Annotated in this window: 16 protein-coding genes; 13 read left to right on the top strand and 3 right to left on the bottom strand. The window is 65.5% G+C overall.

What is annotated here, in order from left to right; genetic code table 11:
• Positions 1-74 precede the first annotated feature (74 nt).
• The 13 genes from ACS7SF_RS18935 (at position 75) to ACS7SF_RS18875 (ending at position 13606) form a co-directional block, all read left to right on the top strand.
• Positions 75-542 carry a TadE/TadG family type IV pilus assembly protein gene (locus tag ACS7SF_RS18935; RefSeq protein WP_366171177.1) on the top strand — a complete coding sequence of 156 codons (468 nt, stop codon included), beginning with the start codon at positions 75-77 and terminating at the stop codon, positions 540-542.
• Positions 543-612: 70 nt separating this feature from the next.
• Entirely contained in the window at positions 613-1539 is a 927-nt protein-coding gene (cpaB, locus tag ACS7SF_RS18930) for a Flp pilus assembly protein CpaB (protein WP_439893692.1), read from the top strand.
• Positions 1532-2917 (top strand): type II and III secretion system protein family protein, encoded by a 1386-nt coding sequence (locus ACS7SF_RS18925; RefSeq protein WP_439893691.1) that lies wholly within the window; start codon positions 1532-1534, stop codon positions 2915-2917. Before cpaB ends, ACS7SF_RS18925 begins: the two co-directional genes overlap by 8 nt.
• A 9-nt stretch (positions 2918-2926) precedes the next feature.
• Complete coding sequence (locus ACS7SF_RS18920; protein ID WP_439893690.1) at positions 2927-4273, top strand: AAA family ATPase; 1347 nt, start codon at positions 2927-2929, stop codon at positions 4271-4273.
• Positions 4270-5631, top strand: coding sequence for a CpaF family protein (locus ACS7SF_RS18915; RefSeq protein ID WP_439893689.1), 1362 nt, complete (start codon positions 4270-4272; stop codon positions 5629-5631). Before ACS7SF_RS18920 ends, ACS7SF_RS18915 begins: the two co-directional genes overlap by 4 nt.
• Positions 5624-6550, top strand: a complete 927-nt coding sequence (locus ACS7SF_RS18910; RefSeq protein WP_439893688.1) for a type II secretion system F family protein — start codon at positions 5624-5626, stop codon at positions 6548-6550. Before ACS7SF_RS18915 ends, ACS7SF_RS18910 begins: the two co-directional genes overlap by 8 nt.
• Positions 6551-6558: 8 nt before the next feature.
• The gene (locus tag ACS7SF_RS18905; RefSeq protein WP_439893687.1) at positions 6559-7548 is read left to right on the top strand and encodes a type II secretion system F family protein; all 990 of its coding nucleotides are present in this window, start codon (positions 6559-6561) and stop codon (positions 7546-7548) included.
• 1 nt (position 7549) lies between these two features.
• Positions 7550-8494 carry a hypothetical protein gene (locus tag ACS7SF_RS18900; protein ID WP_439893686.1) on the top strand — a complete coding sequence of 315 codons (945 nt, stop codon included), beginning with the start codon at positions 7550-7552 and terminating at the stop codon, positions 8492-8494.
• Complete coding sequence (locus ACS7SF_RS18895) at positions 8491-8823, top strand: DUF3613 domain-containing protein (protein WP_439893685.1); 333 nt, start codon at positions 8491-8493, stop codon at positions 8821-8823. Before ACS7SF_RS18900 ends, ACS7SF_RS18895 begins: the two co-directional genes overlap by 4 nt.
• 9 nt (positions 8824-8832) lie before the next feature.
• Positions 8833-10521 (top strand): TadG family pilus assembly protein, encoded by a 1689-nt coding sequence (locus tag ACS7SF_RS18890; protein ID WP_439893684.1) that lies wholly within the window; start codon positions 8833-8835, stop codon positions 10519-10521.
• Between the two features lie 15 nt (positions 10522-10536).
• Complete coding sequence (locus ACS7SF_RS18885; RefSeq protein ID WP_439893683.1) at positions 10537-11943, top strand: sigma 54-interacting transcriptional regulator; 1407 nt, start codon at positions 10537-10539, stop codon at positions 11941-11943.
• Between the two features lie 117 nt (positions 11944-12060).
• Positions 12061-12852 (top strand): DUF2968 domain-containing protein, encoded by a 792-nt coding sequence (locus ACS7SF_RS18880; RefSeq protein WP_439893682.1) that lies wholly within the window; start codon positions 12061-12063, stop codon positions 12850-12852.
• Between the two features lie 460 nt (positions 12853-13312).
• Positions 13313-13606 (top strand): hypothetical protein, encoded by a 294-nt coding sequence (locus tag ACS7SF_RS18875; protein WP_366171151.1) that lies wholly within the window; start codon positions 13313-13315, stop codon positions 13604-13606.
• Between the two features lie 66 nt (positions 13607-13672).
• On the opposite strand, the gene ACS7SF_RS18870 is transcribed toward ACS7SF_RS18875, so the two are convergent.
• From ACS7SF_RS18870 to ACS7SF_RS18860, 3 genes are all read right to left on the bottom strand, one after another.
• Complete coding sequence (locus ACS7SF_RS18870) at positions 13673-14827, bottom strand: Gfo/Idh/MocA family protein (protein ID WP_439893681.1); 1155 nt, start codon at positions 14825-14827, stop codon at positions 13673-13675.
• Positions 14828-14967: 140 nt separating this feature from the next.
• Positions 14968-15321, bottom strand: a complete 354-nt coding sequence (locus tag ACS7SF_RS18865; protein ID WP_439893680.1) for an antibiotic biosynthesis monooxygenase family protein — start codon at positions 15319-15321, stop codon at positions 14968-14970.
• 24 nt (positions 15322-15345) lie between these two features.
• On the bottom strand, positions 15346-16476 hold the full coding sequence (locus ACS7SF_RS18860) for a cytochrome P450 (protein ID WP_439893679.1): 1131 nt from the start codon (positions 16474-16476) through the stop codon (positions 15346-15348).
• Between the last annotated feature and the right edge of the window lie 87 nt (positions 16477-16563).

Raw genomic sequence — 16563 nt, 5'->3', positions numbered from 1 at the left:
GACGCCGCCGCCCATGCAGACAGGTTGAATCAGAGCCGCATCAAGCGGCCATACGCTAAGAGAGGGGATCGGCCATGCCGACAGGACAACGGGAACGGGCGCGCCACCAGGCGTGCCGGCGCGGTAGCTCGGGCGCCGTCTCCATCGAGTTTGCGGTGGTGCTGCCGGTCTTGCTCACGCTGATGCTGGGCATCACGTACTACGGCCTGATCTTCGCCATGCAGCAGGTGCTGACGCTGGCCGCCGAAGAAGGCGCCCGCGCAGCCTTGCGCTATCAGCCGTCCAACACGCAACGCGTTGCCGCTGCCTATACGGCCGCCACTGCCGCGCTGCCGTCATTCATCAGTTCGCAGGTCACCACCAACCAGAGCGGCGCACCGCTGGTGACGTGTCCGACCATCACCAGCATGCAATGCCTGAGCGTGGTGCTTACCCTGCCGGTCACCACGGGCACGAACCCGCTCTTGCCTTCCATTCCGCTGCTGCCGGTGCCGTCAGCGCTGACGGGGTCTGCGGTGGTGCAACTCGTGCCCAGCACGTAGCGCACCGAAGCGCGCCGAAGCGCCGCCGCCCGCCCATCTCTTCCATCGACTGCATCGACACACTGCCCCGATGACCAGCAAACACCTCCAGATCTTTGCCGCTGCGTTGCTGCTGCTTGCCGCCGTTCTGGGTGCGGTGGCCTGGCGTAGCGCCCACAAGCCGCCGCCTGCACCGGTGAGCGTGCGCGAAGACGGCAAGACGCTGTACCCGGTCGTCGTCACCACCAAGCCGTTGGAGGCTGGCAAGCCCATCACCGGCGATGCGGTGGAGGTGGCGTTGCTGCCGATCAACCCGACCGATTCTTTCTCTGGCGTTGCCCAGGTGATTGGCCGCGAGCCGATTGTCGCGCTGGGTGGCGGCGTACCGCTCATTGGCTCGCAACTCTCGTCGGGGTTGGCGCTGCAGGTGACGCCGGGCCAGCGCGCGGTGGCGATCACGGTGGATGAAGTCATCGGCGTGGGCAACCGCGTGGAGCCCGGCGATTACGTGGACGTGTTCTTCGTCACGCGCCGCGATGGGCAAGAGATTGACGGCAGCCTGGCCAAGCTGCTGCTGCCGCATCTGCGTGTGCTGGCGTTCGGCACGCAGGCCGTGAACGAAAGCCCGCAAAAAACGCAAGAAGGCGGCGCGATGACGCGCAAGGTGGAGCCAGCCAAGACGGCCGTGCTCTCGGTGCCGGTGGAGGCCGTGAGCCGGCTGGCGATGGCGTACCAATCGGGCCGCTTGCTGCTGGCGCTGCGTAACCCGGCCGATGACGCCGAGCCGACCGTCAAACCGCAGGACGCCGCGCTGCTGGCCACGGCCAACCGCAACCCAATGGATGTGGCGCAAGCCGGGGTGTCGATCACCAGCGTGACGGGTGAGGCGCGCCGACTCCAATCTGTACAAGTCCCGCCGCTTCCGGTGGTGACTGCTGCGCGCAGCACCGTGCGCAGCCCGCCTGCCGGCGGCGTTGAAATCATCCGCGCAGGAAAACGTGAGGAGCAACATGACTGAAGCCGCCGTAAATCGGGGTTGGGCGGGCGGTTGGATGGGCGCGCTTGCGTTCGGCTGCGCAGCATTCGTGTCGACGGCGTTGGCCGAGACGGCGCCGAGTGCGCCCAGTGGACAGACCTTGCACTTGCTGACCGGCAGCCAGCGGGAAATCCGCCTGGGCAAGCCGCTCGAGCGCATCGCCATCGGCAACCCGGACGTGGCCGATGCATTGCTGCTCAAGGGCCGAGGTGCGGCTAACAGCTTGCTCATCATCGCCAAGAAGCCCGGCGCGGCCAGCGTGATGGTGTGGACGCAGGGTGGGACGGCTATCACGTACAACGTGCAGGTGGATGCCGCAGCGCCCCAGCCGGGGGACCCCGATGTCAATGCGCAGGGCGATGCCGCCGTGGTGTCCGGTCAACCGAAGGACGTGTATGCACTGGCCCGCGCGCGGCGTGGGGCGGCCGCGGCCAGCGGTGCAGAAAAGCCGAAGGACGGCAACATCATCGACAACACGACGCTGAACGTGCCCGGCACCGTGCAGGTGGATGTGCGTGTGGTGGAGTTCAGCAAGACGGTGTTGAAGGAGGCGGGGTTCTCGTTCGGGCGCACGCGCGGCGGGTTCGATTTCCGTACCTTTTCGCCGTCATCGCTCTCTAAGTTCACGTTTGGCTCCAACGGTTTGTCGACCGAATCGACCATGCCGATCAGCTCGGCATTCAACGTGCTGGTGTCGTCGGTCAGCAAGGGCATTTTTGCGGACTTGAGCTTGCTGGAGTCCAACGGCATGGCGCGCGTGCTGGCCGAGCCGAGTCTGGTGGCGCTGTCAGGGCAGAGCGCCAACTTCCTGGCAGGCGGGGAGATCCCGATTCCCGTGCCGCAGGCGCTCGGCACCACCACCATCGAATACAAGCCGTTCGGCATCGGGCTGACGGTGTCGCCGACCATCCTCTCGGAAAACCGCATTGCGCTGAAGGTGGCGCCCGAGGCGAGTGACCTCGACTTCAGCCGCGGCATCACGCTCAACGGTGCCACCGTGCCGGCCATCGTGACGCGCCGCGCAGACACGATGGTGGAGCTTGGCGACGGCGAGAGCTTCGTCATCGGCGGGCTGGTAAGCCGCTCCACGCTGTCGAATCTCGACAAAGTGCCGTTCCTGGGCGACGTGCCAATCATCGGGACGTTCTTCAAGCGCGTGAATTACAACCAGGAGGAGCGCGAACTGGTGATCGTCGTGACGCCGCATTTGGTCAAGCCGATGGCGCGCAATGCCCCCATCGACAAGATGCTGCCGGGCCAGACCGATGGGCGGGATCGCGACCGTGCGGGCGCGCCGGTGTGGCGCCCGTTTGCCCTGGGCATTGCTGATCCGGCGACCATGCCGGGCTTCTCGCGCTAAGGGGCGGGCATGGACTACTTTCTCCTGCACGGTGGCGCGCATGGTGAGCAGGGCGATGCCCAGGCCGCCGCCGCGCACCGCTGGCTGGCCGCTGCCATCCGCGAACTCGGCGTGCTGGTGGCCGAGAGTGCGGGCCATGACGCCTTTATCGAGCAGATTGGCGCGGTGAACCCCGAAGTGGTGTTCGTGCGTTTTGCGTCGTCGCCCACACACATTGACGTGCCCGAGCGCGACCAGAAGCTCGGTGAGGGTACCGACGCCATTGCCGAAGCCACGCAACTGGTGGCGGAGCTGGCCCGCTTGTTTCCGGGCCTGCCGCTGGTGGCAGTGGGGGCGGCCTCTGACGGCCGTGCCATGTTGGCTGCGCTGCGCGCCGGGGTGAAGGATTTCGTGGATGTAGAAGGTGCGCCTGCCGAGGCCGTGCGCGTGGTGCGGCGCTTGCTGGCTGAGCGTGCTTCCGCCGAGCCAACGCGCCGTGGCCGCGTCGTAGCGATCCTGGGAGCGCGCCCGGGCGTGGGCGCTACCACGCTGGCCACCAACCTGGCCACGCTCGTGCGCCGCACCTCTGCCAGCGACGTGATGCTGCTCGATCTGGGCCAGCCCCTTCGTGACGGCGCGCTCTACATGAACGTGCAAGCGAACTTCCACTTTGTTGAGGCCGTGCGCAACCTGCGCCGCTTCGACCAGGTGTTCGTGCAGACCGCGCTGTCGCGCCATCCGAACGGGCTGGCGGTGCTGCCGCTACCGATCTCGCTGTCGGAAATGCGCGATATCTCGTTCTCCGAAGCGCTGGGGTTGCTCAATCGCCTGCGCACGTTCTTCGACCTGCAGGTCGTGGACCTTGGCGGCTTCAACAACATCGATTTCATCGCGCAATTGGTCAAGGCCGCAGACGACGTGATGCTGGTGACCGAACAGAGCGTAGGCGCCATCGTGTCGGCGGCAGAACTGATGCAGGAGCTGAAGAAGCGCGAGATCGACCGCGACCATCTGCACCTGCTGATCTCGAAGTTCGACTCGCGCCTGTCGTTGGATGCGGAGCAGATTGCCGAGCGGCTGGAGATTCCTTCCGTGCTGACGGTGCCGAGCCGCCGCCAGTCGCTGGTGGTGGCGTCCAACCAGGGTGCTGTTCTGGCGGAAACCCACCCCACCGACGCCTACGTGCGCGCGCTGGCGCAGATTGCCCAGACGCTGGGCTACGCCCAGCAGAGCGAGCGTGCCGCAGGCGTTGCCAACTGGATGACCCAGGCACGCGCCCGTTTGGGGCATCGCCTGGGCGGACGCCTCAAACGCAAGTCGGCCGACGCTGCTGAGCTGGATGTCGGCAGCGGTACACCTGAACGGAACGCGACATGACACAGCCCATCGAGTTCTCCAATCAGAAAGATGCGGGCAACGGCGTGTTTGCCGTTTCGCAGACTTTTCATGACATCAAGGAAGCGGCCCACGAACACCTGCTCACGCGCATTGAAGAGCTCGGCGCGGAGTTCGGCCGCTGGTCGCGCACCGCCATTCAGCGCTTTGTCGATCTGGAGGTCGAGGGCTTTACGCGCATGCGCCGCATCCCCGTCAACGAGACGGAGGTGCGGCAGATTGCGGAGGCCCTGACCAAGGAGCTGGCAGGCTTTGGGCCGCTGGAAGATCTGCTGAGCGACCCGGCTGTGGAAGACATCCTCGTCAACGGTCACATGGATGTGTATGTGTCGCGGCATGGTGTGCTGGAGCGGATTCCGGTGCGCTTTTCCGATGGCAACCACCTGCTGCGCATCGTGCGCCGCATCTTGGCGCCCATCGGCCGGCGGCTGGATGAGTCCAACCCGATGGTGGATGCGCGCTTGCCCGATGGTGGGCGCATCAACGTGGTCATTCCGCCGCTGGCGCTGGAAGGGCCGGTGGTGTCGATCCGCAAGTTCCGCAAAGACCCGCTCAAGCCAGAAGACCTGCTCAGCCTCGGCACAATGAACGAGGAGATCGGTGCGTTGATCGAGGCGGCAGTGCGTGCGCGCTGCAACATCCTGGTGAGCGGTGGCACCAGCTCGGGCAAGACGTCGCTGCTCAATGCGATGGCGTATCACGTTCCCGTTACCGAACGCGTGATCACCATTGAGGACACGGCGGAGCTGTCGCTCAACCATCCGCACGTGGTGCGGCTGGAGAGCCGGCCCGGTGGCTTTGAAGGCACGGGCGTGGTGACGATTCGCGACCTGCTGCGCAACAGCCTGCGCATGCGCCCGGACCGTATCATCGTGGGCGAAGTGCGCGGCGGCGAAGTGCTGGAAATGCTGCAGGCCATGAGCACGGGCCACGATGGATCGATGGGCACCATCCACGCCAGCAGCCCGCGTGAATGTCTATATCGGCTGGAAATGCTGGCGGGCTTCGCCGGCTTCCAGGGCAGTGAGGTGAGCTTGCGCCGGCAGATCACCAACGCCATCGATTTCATCGTGCAGATCGGGCGGCTGTCCAACGGCAAGCGGCGCATCCTGTCGGTCACGGAAATTACCGGGCTGGGCGACAACATCATCTCCACGCAGGAGCTGTATCGCTACGAGCCGTATGTCGGCCCCGACGGCGAAGAGGTGGACCGCTGGACGGCGCTTGGCCTGCAGCCGCACTCGCCCAAGCTGGCGCGCATGCGCAACGCAGGGATGGATGGTGGGATGGGGGGCGGCATGGGTGGTGGATTCGGCGGTGGAGGCCGGTTCCATGTCTAACCAGGCGCTCTGGCTCGGTTGCCTTGCGTTGCTGCTGCTGGGCGGCGGCCTGATGCTCTGGGCCGAGGCCGTGCGCCGCCGCGAGCGTGAGGCATCGCGCGCATTCGTGCGCGCGCAGACCGACCAGATCAACGCGCGCTACCAGGCCAACGCAGAACCCGTGCCGACCGGCGTGCCTGACACGCTGCACCGTGTGTGGAACGATGCCTTGCGCCGCGCCGATATCGAGCCCAATCGCCGCTTCTATACGTTGTTGATCGCGCCGGCCGTTTTGCTCGCCTTGGTGGCATGGGCGGTGGCGGGGTTGCTGTCGGCCGTGACGGCGCTGGCGCTGTATGCAGTCATCGCCGGCTTTCTCTTTTGGAACCGCACCCGCCGCATCAACGAGCGCTTGTTGATGCAGTTGCCCGGTTTTCTCGACGGCGTGGTGCGGCTGATGAGCATCGGCAGCGCGGTGCCGGCCGCGTTCCAGGCGGCGAGCGCCAACACCGAGCCGCCGCTGCGCAACTGCCTGGCCTCCACCACGCAGATGCAACGTGCCGGCAAGGATCTGGATGCCGCTGTGCTGGCCGTTGGCCAGCAGTATCGCGTGAACGAGCTGGTGATGTTGGCGTCGGTATTGCGGCTGTCGCTGCGTTATGGCGGACGCGCCGACATCGTGATGGAACGCACCGCCGCCTTCATGCGCGATCGTCAGCAGGCCCAGCGCGAGCTGATGGCTCTGTCGGCCGAGACACGCTTGTCCGCCTGGGTGTTAGGCCTGCTGCCGATGGTGGTGGGCGGGCTGATCATCATGTTCAACGCGGCGTATGTGTTGTCGATGTGGCATGACCCGTTCGGGCGCACGCTGATCATGGCCGCGTTTGGGCTGGAAGTGATCGGCGCGCTGGCGTTGGCCAAGTTGGCGAAGTCGGTGTAGGGGCGCATATGGACGACGTCTTTTTCACACTCAGCCTGACCGCCGCCACCGCTGGCTTGCTGCTGTTTGGCGGCATGGCAGTGCGCGCGGTGCTGATGCGCCACCGCAGCGTGCGCAAGCTCGATACGGCGCTGTCCAACGTGCGCGCCACCGCTGCCGGCGTGGTGCCCGCGGCCACGCCCGTGCCGGCGGCGCCCATGCAATCACGGCCGCACGGCATGCGCGAAGCGCAGCAGTTGCAGCAGCAGATCGCCAAGGTGGGCCAACGTTGGATCGACACGCCCCTGGGCCAGCGCATCGTCACCGATGAAGACCGCAAGCTGTTGGAAGAGTGCGGTTTTTACGGGGAGCACGCCCGCACGCTGTTTGGCGGCATCCGCATGCTGTTGCCGCCGGCGTCTGCGGTGCTGGGCTTCATTCTGGCGCCCACGGCGGGGCATGCCGTGCTGTGGGCGTTCATGGGTTTTGCGCTGGGATATCTCGCACCCAAGTGGTATCTCGGCTATCGCTCCTCAGAGCGCCGCAAGCGTGTGGATGACGAGTTGCCGGTGATGGTCGACATGCTGCGCCTGCTGCAGGGCGTGGGCCTGTCGATTGACCAGAGCCTGCAGGTCATCGCCAGCGAATTCCACGGCATGTTGCCCGTGCTGGCCGGCGAGTTCGGGCGGGCGAACCAGCAATTCGCTTCTGGTCGCCCGCGTGAGCAGACGCTGTTGCGCATTGCACGCCTGTTCGACAACGAAGATTTGAAAGGCTTGATCACGCTGCTGACGCAGGTCGATCGTTTTGGTGGCGCAGTGCAGGAGCCGCTGCGCCAATTCGGCCTGCGCTTGCAGGAGAACCGCCGCGCGCGCATGAAAGACCGCATCGGCAAGCTCACCGTCAAGATGACCGTGGTGATGGTCATGACGCTGCTGCCAGCGCTGCTGATCATCACGGCAGGGCCGGGCTTCATGGGCGTGATGCGCAGCCTGAAACACGTCGCAGGAGGAGGTTGAAGTGACGACAATCCAGATCGCCATGCGCGCCGGCAGCGCCCTTGCACTGGCCACAGTAACGCTGCTCGCGGGCTGTGGCGCGATGGCTGGCTCTGACATGAGCCGCCGCGCCGACGTCGATATCGAAATGGCCCGTCAGCGCCAGAGCGAAGAGAAGGCCGAGATCAACAGTCCGGCAACGTACCTGTCGTTGATCCGCAAGATGCAGGAGCAGGGGCTGTATTACGCATCGCTGGCGCATATCGACGCGTATGAACAGCGCTACGGGCGTGCGCCCGAGGTGCTGCTGATGCGCGCGGATGCCCAGCGCGAAACCGACCAACTTGCCGCCGCTGAAGCCGGCTACCGCGCCGTGATTGCCGCCACCTCCGCCATGGGCGCGGGCACGCAGGGTGGGCTGCTCAATGCCGGCGCTTGGCGCGGCCTGGGCATCACGGCCGGCCGGCAAGGCCACTTTGCTGAAGCCGCGCGCTGCCTTCAGGTGGCCGCCCAAGCCAATCCGACCGATGCCAACACCGTGAGCGACCTTGGCTATGCGCTGATGCGTGCCGGTGAGGTCGAGCAGGCGCGCGTGCCGCTCATGCAAGCCCAGCAGATGGCCGAAGCCAACCCCAAGATCGCCGGCAACCTCGTGATTTGGCTAACCGTGAATGACCGCAAGGACGATGCCGCATCGCTGGCTGCGCATGCGCAACTGAGCCCCACTGCACGCAAGGCCATTGACGACGACGCCGCGCGCGTGAAGAGCGCCTGGCGCGATCGCCGTATCGCACGTGATGCGGCGCCGGCGGTGTCGGCTGTGGCGCGCACCGTCGCTGCAACGCAAGTCACCAGTGTGGCCGCCGCATCTGCCAAGCCAGCCGCAACTACGGCGGCTCGCCCCTCCATCAACCCGCTTGCATTGCAGCGCGGGCGTTTGCTCGACACACTGGAGAACGCGCAATGATCCATCGGACGCTGTTGGCCGCCGGCATGGCGGCATGGCTGGCAAGCGGTGCAGCGGGTGCGCAGGGTTTCTCGGGCTCGGCGCAGCCAAACGCAGAACCCTCTGCGCCCAGCGTTGGCAACCATGTCGGCGATGCCACGCGCGCGCTGCTCAAGGCCCAGCGCGAGGGCACGTACGCCGGCGAGTTCGTGCCGCTGCGTGGCGAGCAGGCAGCGCTGGCGTATCAGCGCTATCTCGATTCGTTCAACAAGCCGATGCCCGGGTTGTCGCAATCGCAGTCCGGCACGCGGCCCTCCACGTCGAACGTGGTGCAGCAGTCGGGGCGCTGAGTTTCCGCCATGCATCGATCTGCTGCCCGCCTTCGTCATCGCATTGTCTTGCGCCGCCGTGCGCAAGGTGCCATCAGCGTGATGACCGCTGTCTTTGTGACGACCATCGGGCTGGCCGTGCTGGTGTCGGTGGATATCGGCAATCTGTTTTATTCGCAGCGGGCGTTGCAGCGGGCAGCGGATCTGGCGGCGACGGCAGCGGCGCAGCGGTTGGATGTGCAGAACGCCGCGCAACTGGCGGTGCAGCAGAATGGGCTGACGGTGGATGGTACGAACATCACCGTTGTTCCGGTCCCCGGAGTATGGGACGCCGCTAGCGGTACTGCGCCGACATACTTCACGCCGCAGTCATGGGCGACCATGACCGGCAGTACCAATGCGGTGCAGGTGACGGTCACGCAAAACGTACCGTACTTCTTCACGATCGGGCAGCGTACGTTGCAGGCCACAGCCATTGGGAAGAACACGCCACTGGTGTCTTTTTCCCTCGGCTCGGGGTTGGTGGGAGTTAATGGCGGCGTGCTTAACCAGTTGCTGGGGGCCTTACTCGGTAGCCCGAACCCGCTCACTTTGAGTTTGGTGTCGTATCAAGGGCTGGCCAGCGCCAATATCACGGTTGGGCAGTTGATGGCGCAACTGGGTGTTGGCAGCGTGCAGCAGTTGCTGAGTACCCAGATTTCGGTGGGCCAGTTTTACACCGCCGTGCTCACAGCGGCAGGCCAACAGGCTCTGATTAGTGCCATGCCAATCGGCGCAACGGTGTCGGGCACCAACATTGCGCTGGGCGATAACAGCGGTACGGGCGGTACATCCGGTGTGTTGGCGCTGCTCGCTGGCGTTGGTAATGATCAAGCCGCAGTCAATGCGCAACTCAACACGCTGGATTTGCTGAGCACCGCTGCACAAGTTGCCAACAGTAAGAATGCCGCGCAGATCTCGGTTCCGTTGAGTGTTCCAGGGCTAACTAGCGTCACGCTCAACATGAAGATCATTGAGCCGCCAGTGATTGCCATCGGCCCGCCCGGTAAAAACTTAGCGGGTCAATGGCGCACCCAGGCGCATACCGCTCAAGTCCGGCTGGGTCTGAATGTCAGTTTGGCGGGTGTGTCGTTGGCAAGCAATCTGCTGGGCCCGATCACGGGGCCTCTTAGTGTGCCGATCGGTGTTTCCGTTGCGGGGGCTAATGCGCATGCCGTGGACGCTTCCTGTCCCGTCCCGCGAACCAATGCATCAACCGACATCTCGGGCAGCATTTCCCCCTTATCCACGTGTATTGCTAGCGGCGCGGACTCTGTCTCTGGGGCGTTGAGCTGTGGCTCGCCAGCTACGGTAGCTAGCGTCTTGGGCCTGATCAACGTCACGCTCTACGAACCGCTGTCGCCTACTGCGGCGGTGCCATTCGGTAGTGATATGCCCTACAGCGGACTAACGATCAGTGCCGGCCAGACGAAGCGGGCGACCGCCACGGGCGGCATCTTTACTGCACTGTTGTCCAGCACCAACCTGCAGGTAGGGACGTCCGTGCTGGGACTTGGCGTTAGCTTGAACGTGGGCAGCATTACTTCGGCTCTGGGGACGATCGGTGGCATCTTGGATTCGGTCTTGGCCCCAGTGCTTGCAGCGCTCGGCATCCAACTTGGCTATGCCGACATCAAAGTTATTTCCGTTGGCTGCGACGCAGTCGAGCTGGTCTACTGACATGGAAGCGACGACATGAAAACCGATCGCTGGGCCTACGAAGCGCTTGAGATCTTCGTGTGGGAAGGGCGGCATGACATTGCCGAGCGCGTGACGCGCTTCATGGCGCCGTTCGGGGCCGAGGTCATCCGTGCGGGCGGCATCGACTTCCAGCCCGCCGAGCCGCGCATGAAGCCGAGCGTGGCCATCATCAGCGCATCGGTGGTGGAAAGCGGCGGCTTTACCGTGCTGGACTGGCAGGCCGCGCAGGGGATGCCGGTCATCTGGGTGGCCGCCGATACGCTGCAAGACTCAAGCCGCTTCCCGCCCGAATACACCCACGTGCTGGGCCCGGACTTTGGCGCGGCGGAGTTGCGCGCGCAGATCGCCAAGGTGTTGCCGTCGATGACGTCGGCGCAAGATGCGTCGCCCGACCAGAGCGCCCTGGTGGCCGCATCGCCGGCCATGCATGGTTTGCTGGAGCAGGTCGATACCTTTGCCGACTGCGACAGCAACGTCATGCTCTACGGCGAAACGGGCGCCGGCAAGGAGCGCATCGCGCGTCTGCTGCACGACAAAAACAGCGTCTACGGCAAGGGCCCGTTCGTGGCGGTCAACTGCGGGGCCATTCCCGATGGCCTGTTCGAATCGCAATTCTTCGGCCACGCCAAGGGCGCGTTTACCGGCGCCATGTATGCGCACCGTGGCTACTTCGAGCAGGCCAATGGCGGCACGCTGTTCCTCGATGAACTGGGTGATCTGCCGCTCTATCAGCAGGTCAAGCTGCTGCGCGTGCTGGAAGACAGCGAGTGCACGCGCTTGGGTTCCACGGTGCCTGTGAAGCTGGATTTCCGCCTGGTGGCCGCCACCAACAAGAACCTGCGCGAGATGGTGGCCACGGGCAAGTTCCGCGCCGATCTGTATTTCCGTCTGGCCGTGATCGAGCTGCGTATCCCCAGCCTGGAGCAGCGCGGCGCGGAAGATAAGGTGGCGCTGCTGCTGTCGTTCCTGCGCTATCTACTGGGCGACAAAACCTACGAGAGTTTGCCGCCGGTACCTGAATGGGTGCGTGCATCGGTGGGACGTGCGTACTTTGCCGGCAACGTGCGCGAGCTGCGCAACCTGGCAGAGCGCATTGGCATCACCCTGCGCCAGTTCGGCCGGTGGGAAGAGGCGCGCATCCTGCCGCTGTTTGCTGGTCTGCAGCGCGAGGCATTTGACCGCGAGGGCAGTCACGGAGGGCACAACGGCTACGGCGGCAACGGTAACGGCAACGGCGATGGCGGGGAAGAGCGACGCCGCATCCTCGCCGCGCTGGACGCCAACCACTGGCGCCGCCAGGACACCGCCGCCACGCTCGGCATCAGCCGCAAGGTGCTGTGGGAAAAGATGCGCAAGTACCAGATTGCCGACGGCGAAACCGAGTTGCGCGAGCTGGAGTAAGGCGCTGAGCCCGATACAACACCCTCCCTCGCGACGGGGCTGCGGGCACGCCACTCGGGCAGCGGATCGCGTATAGTTTTCGGCTGCAAACACCTGCGCAGAATCCACAGGGTCGAGATGACAACTACAAAACAGTCAGGGAAGGCGTCGCAACAGGCGTTTCAGAGGGGATGGGCCATCGCGGCCGCGGTGGCGATCATGGCGGGCACGTCTGCCTGCGCGCCGGTGGTGGCGCAGAGCCCGGCTGCACCACCCACCGCCATCACACCGATTGCTGCCGCGCCCGTGCCGGCATTGACTGCCACCGTGGGGCAACCGGCCACCGCCGCCGTCAGCACGCAGGCCACCGCAGCCAGCACGGTACGGGCGGAACGTCCGGCCCCGAGCACCAGCGCCGTGCTCGAACTGCAGCAGCGCATGCAGGCCCAGGAGCTGTCGGAGCTGCGCACCACCTACAACGGTGCCTATGGCGCCAGCCTGCTGTTTGCGCAGAGCGATCTGACGTATTACGTGACGCTGTTCCAGCAGAAAGACCTCTGGCGCGTCATCAAGACCACGAACGAAGCGCAGGCCGAACGCCTGTACAGCGACTTTGCCAAGCAGACGCGCACGATGGCCGACCTGGAGCTGCAGCGCATCCGCCTGGAAGCCCAGAAGGAGCGTGCCGAGCGCCGGATTGCCGCACAGCAGGAGCATCTGCGCGGCCTGAAGACGGATCTCGACATCCAGCGCCAGCAACAGGCCCAGGCCCAGGAACGCCAGAAGGTCGCCCGTACGGAAGCCGAGGCGCTTGATATCGAACGCCGTGCCGCCCGCGCCCGCGTGGACGAACTGCAGCGCCAGATTCGCGAGCTGGAAGCGCAGGTCAACGCACCGTTCAATCCGGCGCAGCCGCAACGTCGGCGCTGACGGGCGCATTGCCTCATTCCCCAACAATCGGGCGGCCCACGGGTCGCCCGATGCACTTTTAGGGGCGGCTATTCAAACACCGCCCGGTGGTTTGATCGGTCGCGGTGGTGCGCGTAGATTGACTGGCACTCCACTTTCGCAGTCGATCGCGCATGCGTTCTGCCTCCGAGTTGGCCGCCAACCTCTCCGCCATGATTGAGCTTGCGGCGCAGTCCATCCCACAGCCCAGAGGGTTGCCGTGGCTTGGCAACCTGCTTGGCCGCGCAGATGCAGGCTGGGCGGTATCGGCAGGATGTCTTCAATTGAGCGCGGGGGCCGTCGCCAAGGTTGATTTGCCACAACCCTGCAAGGCGGTGGCGGGCATGCCGCATGTTACGATTTGCCCTCCGAGTTCCGTGCTTTTGGCCTGGTGACGCCCTGTCTGACGCGTCCGGCGCGGCACTCCCGAGGAGAAATGACAATGCGACGCCGAATCAAAGCGTCCTGGACCGCGATTCTTGTGTTTGCCCTGGTGGGCGCCGGTTACTTGTGGATGTACCGGTTCGAGCCGCTGCTCTCCGGTGAGGCGGGTAGCGACGTGTTCGTGTGGGACCGCTGGACCCACCGTGTCTGCGCACTGAGCGACACGGGCGCCGCCACCGAGTGGCATTGCGACAACGCCATGGAAACCGATGGCGCTGGCGGCAACACCAACAATTCCGACGTGTCCACGCGCCTGCGCATGCGCGACGCCGTGCAGCATCTCAAGCTGTAACGCTCCCGACCCTGCTGCTTTCTTCGCGCCCGCCCGCCTTCGTTGCGGGCGTTTTGCGTTGTCGCGTCAGCCCTTGCTCGGCTCGGCAGCATCCACGAGCTCGGGGGCGGGCACGGCGGGCAGCTTGCGTACCTGTGCGCCCTCCATGCGCCCATGGCGCTGGAACGGGCCGAGATTCTGCGGTTGCCCCGACTCCAGCGCGCGTTCAATCGCTGCCAGCACGCGCACGTCGGCCAGACCCTCCTCGCCATTGGGCTCGGGCTCGCGGTTGTGCAGGATGCAGTCGGAGAAGTACTGCAGCTCGCCGCCAAACTGGTTGGTGGCTTCAAAGGCCTGCTCGCGGCTCTTGCCGCCGAGCGTGAGCCGGTGCCGCAGGCCCACCCCAAACGTAAAGCCCGGCGACACCTCCAGATCCCCCTCCGTGCCGACAATGCGGTATTGATCCACATTGGCGCTGCTGTAGCTCACGACAAACTGGGCGACGCGGTGGCTGGCAAAACGCAGCGTCACGGCTACCGTATCGTCAAAGTTGAACGGCACCCCCGACTCGCGCACGCCAATGGCGGACACCTCCACGGGCTCTTCGCCAAACAGATTGCGTACAGCGTTGATCGGATACACCCCCATGTCGGAGACGGGCCCGGCCCAATAACCGTGGCTGGCGCGGTGGTTCGACGGCGCCACGGATTGGCTGAACATCGCCGAGAACGCGCGCACCTGCCCCAGCTTGCCCGCGCGCACGAGCTCAATGGCGGCCAGCGTGGCGGGCTCGAAATGCAGGCGGTAGGCAATCATCAGCTTGGCGTTGCCGGAGCGGGCCGCGTCGATCATGGCTTCGCAATCGGCTTCGCTCGTGGCCATGGGCTTTTCCAGCAGCACGTGCACGCCGCGTTGCAGGGCGGGCAGGGCGTATTGCCGGTGCATGTCGTTGGGCAGGGCGAGGTAGATGGCGTCGATCTCGCCGCTGGCGAGCAGCTGCTCGTAGTCGGCATAGCCGTGGATGTGCTCGATGCCATAGCGGGCACCGAGCGCATGGGCTTTGACCGCATCGCCCGTCACCAGGGCCGTGACGACGGAGTTGCCGCTTTCGGCCACGCCTGGCAAGAACGCCGCCTGCGATATCCACCCGGCACCGACCACGGCGTAGCGCACCGGCTTGCGTACGGTGCGCGCGGGTGCGGCTTGCGGCTCACGCTCAACCTCATGAAAAGCGGTAGACATGACAATTCCTTTGCAATCGTTGCGCACGGTCGCACCGGCGCCGTGGTGCAGCGCGCAAAACCGTGCGGAGGTCTAGAACGATTAGCAAGGGCGGTGCCCGCGGCAGGTGGCGCCCGTCGTATCAACCTTTGGCGGTCGGCTCAACGGTGTTCGGGGTGCTCGGCGCGGCTGTCCCCGGGGGCTTGCTCGCGCTCGTTCAGGCCGTAGTCGCGTACCACGTGGGCGATGCGCAGGCGGTAGTCGGCGAACCCGTGTTCGCGGCCGAAATGCTGGGCGGCGCGGTGCTGCTCCAGATTGCGCCAGGCCTTGACGGCCTCCTCATCGCGGAAAAACGAGAGGGACAACATCTTGTCGGGGTCCGTAATGCTCTGAAAGCGTTCGACGGAGATAAAACCGTCGACCTGCTCCAGCAGCGGCTTCAGGCGCGCGGCCACGTTGAGGTAGGCATCGCGCTGGCCCGGGGCGGGCACGACTTCGAAGATGACGGCAATCATTTGCGGCTCCAGTGAGGGGGGCAATCAGGCGTGAAAGAGGGGAATGCGCGCGTTGGGCGACGGCTGGTAGGTGACTTCGCCCAGGCCGGCGAGCCAGCGTGCCACCCCGGGCAAACTCAGCAGATGCTGCACGGTTTCGCGCGCGATGACCACGGCCAGCATTTCAGCAGGGCAGCGGTGCACGCCGCCGCCGAAGGTCCATAGGCGGGGCTGTGCGCGGTCGATGTCGAAGCGCAGCGGGTCGGGATTGGCCGTGGCATCTACGTTGGCGGCGGCCAGCAGCACGAGGATCTTGTCGCCGGCGCGCATGGGTTGGCCGAGCAGCGTGGTGTCTTCGGCGACGAAGCGGCGCGTGTTCTGCACGGGCGCATCCAGGCGAAGGACTTCACGCACGAATGGCTCGATCGCAGCCGGCTGCGCGCGAAGCCGATCGACCATGGCCGGCTGCCGCGATAGCGCGACGATGCAATTGCCCAGCAACCCCGCACAGGCATCGTAGGTTTGCGCGAGCAGTGCGGCGAGGTTGCTGATCTGCGCATCGTCATCATCGGTTGCAAGCGGGGAATCGGCAAAACGCTGCTGCAGGCGGCTGACCGCGGTATCGGCATGTTGCACGGTCGAGGCATCGGCGCCGGGGCTCAATGCTGCCAGGTACGCAGCAATGTCGGCCTGGCAAGCCGCCGTATCCGCACGATCGTCGAGCAGCGTTTGCGCGATCGTGGCCAGCGGCACGCGGAAATGGGCGTCGGCCTGCAGTGCGGTGTCGAGATGTGCCACGTCGGGCAGTGCGGTATCGGCTTGCCGATGCGCGCGGGCTGCCAGCGCGGAAGTGTCCAGCCGGCCCAATGCGGCCATCACCCTGGCTTTGCGCGCGCTGTGGTCGGGGCCGTCGATCTGGCGGACGAGGCGGCTGAAGAACGTGCCCGTGGGCGATGCGGCGACGGCTTTGGGCACCGGTTCATGGGCGGGGCGGACGCGGCATGCGGCGCTGCCGAGCACGGCGTCGACGGCATCGGCGCCCGCGGCAATCCACCAGCCCAGGGTCGCATCGAAAAACAGCGGACGCGTGGCGGCAAGCGCTGCGTAGTAGGGCGCGGGATCGGGGTGCACGATGGCGTGCAGCGGGTCGGCGGGCGGAGCGAGGGTGGTGTCCATGGGGCAATCGCAACTTGGGCGCAGGAGTAAGATGCCCCATTGTCTGGATGGTCCTTTCGCCTGTCACGCGCCAACAGTTTGGTCTAC

The sequence above is a fragment of the Ralstonia sp. 25C genome (genome assembly GCF_051904805.1).
Lineage (GTDB): Bacteria > Pseudomonadota > Gammaproteobacteria > Burkholderiales > Burkholderiaceae > Ralstonia.
This window is presented reverse-complemented; position numbering and strand designations above follow the sequence as displayed.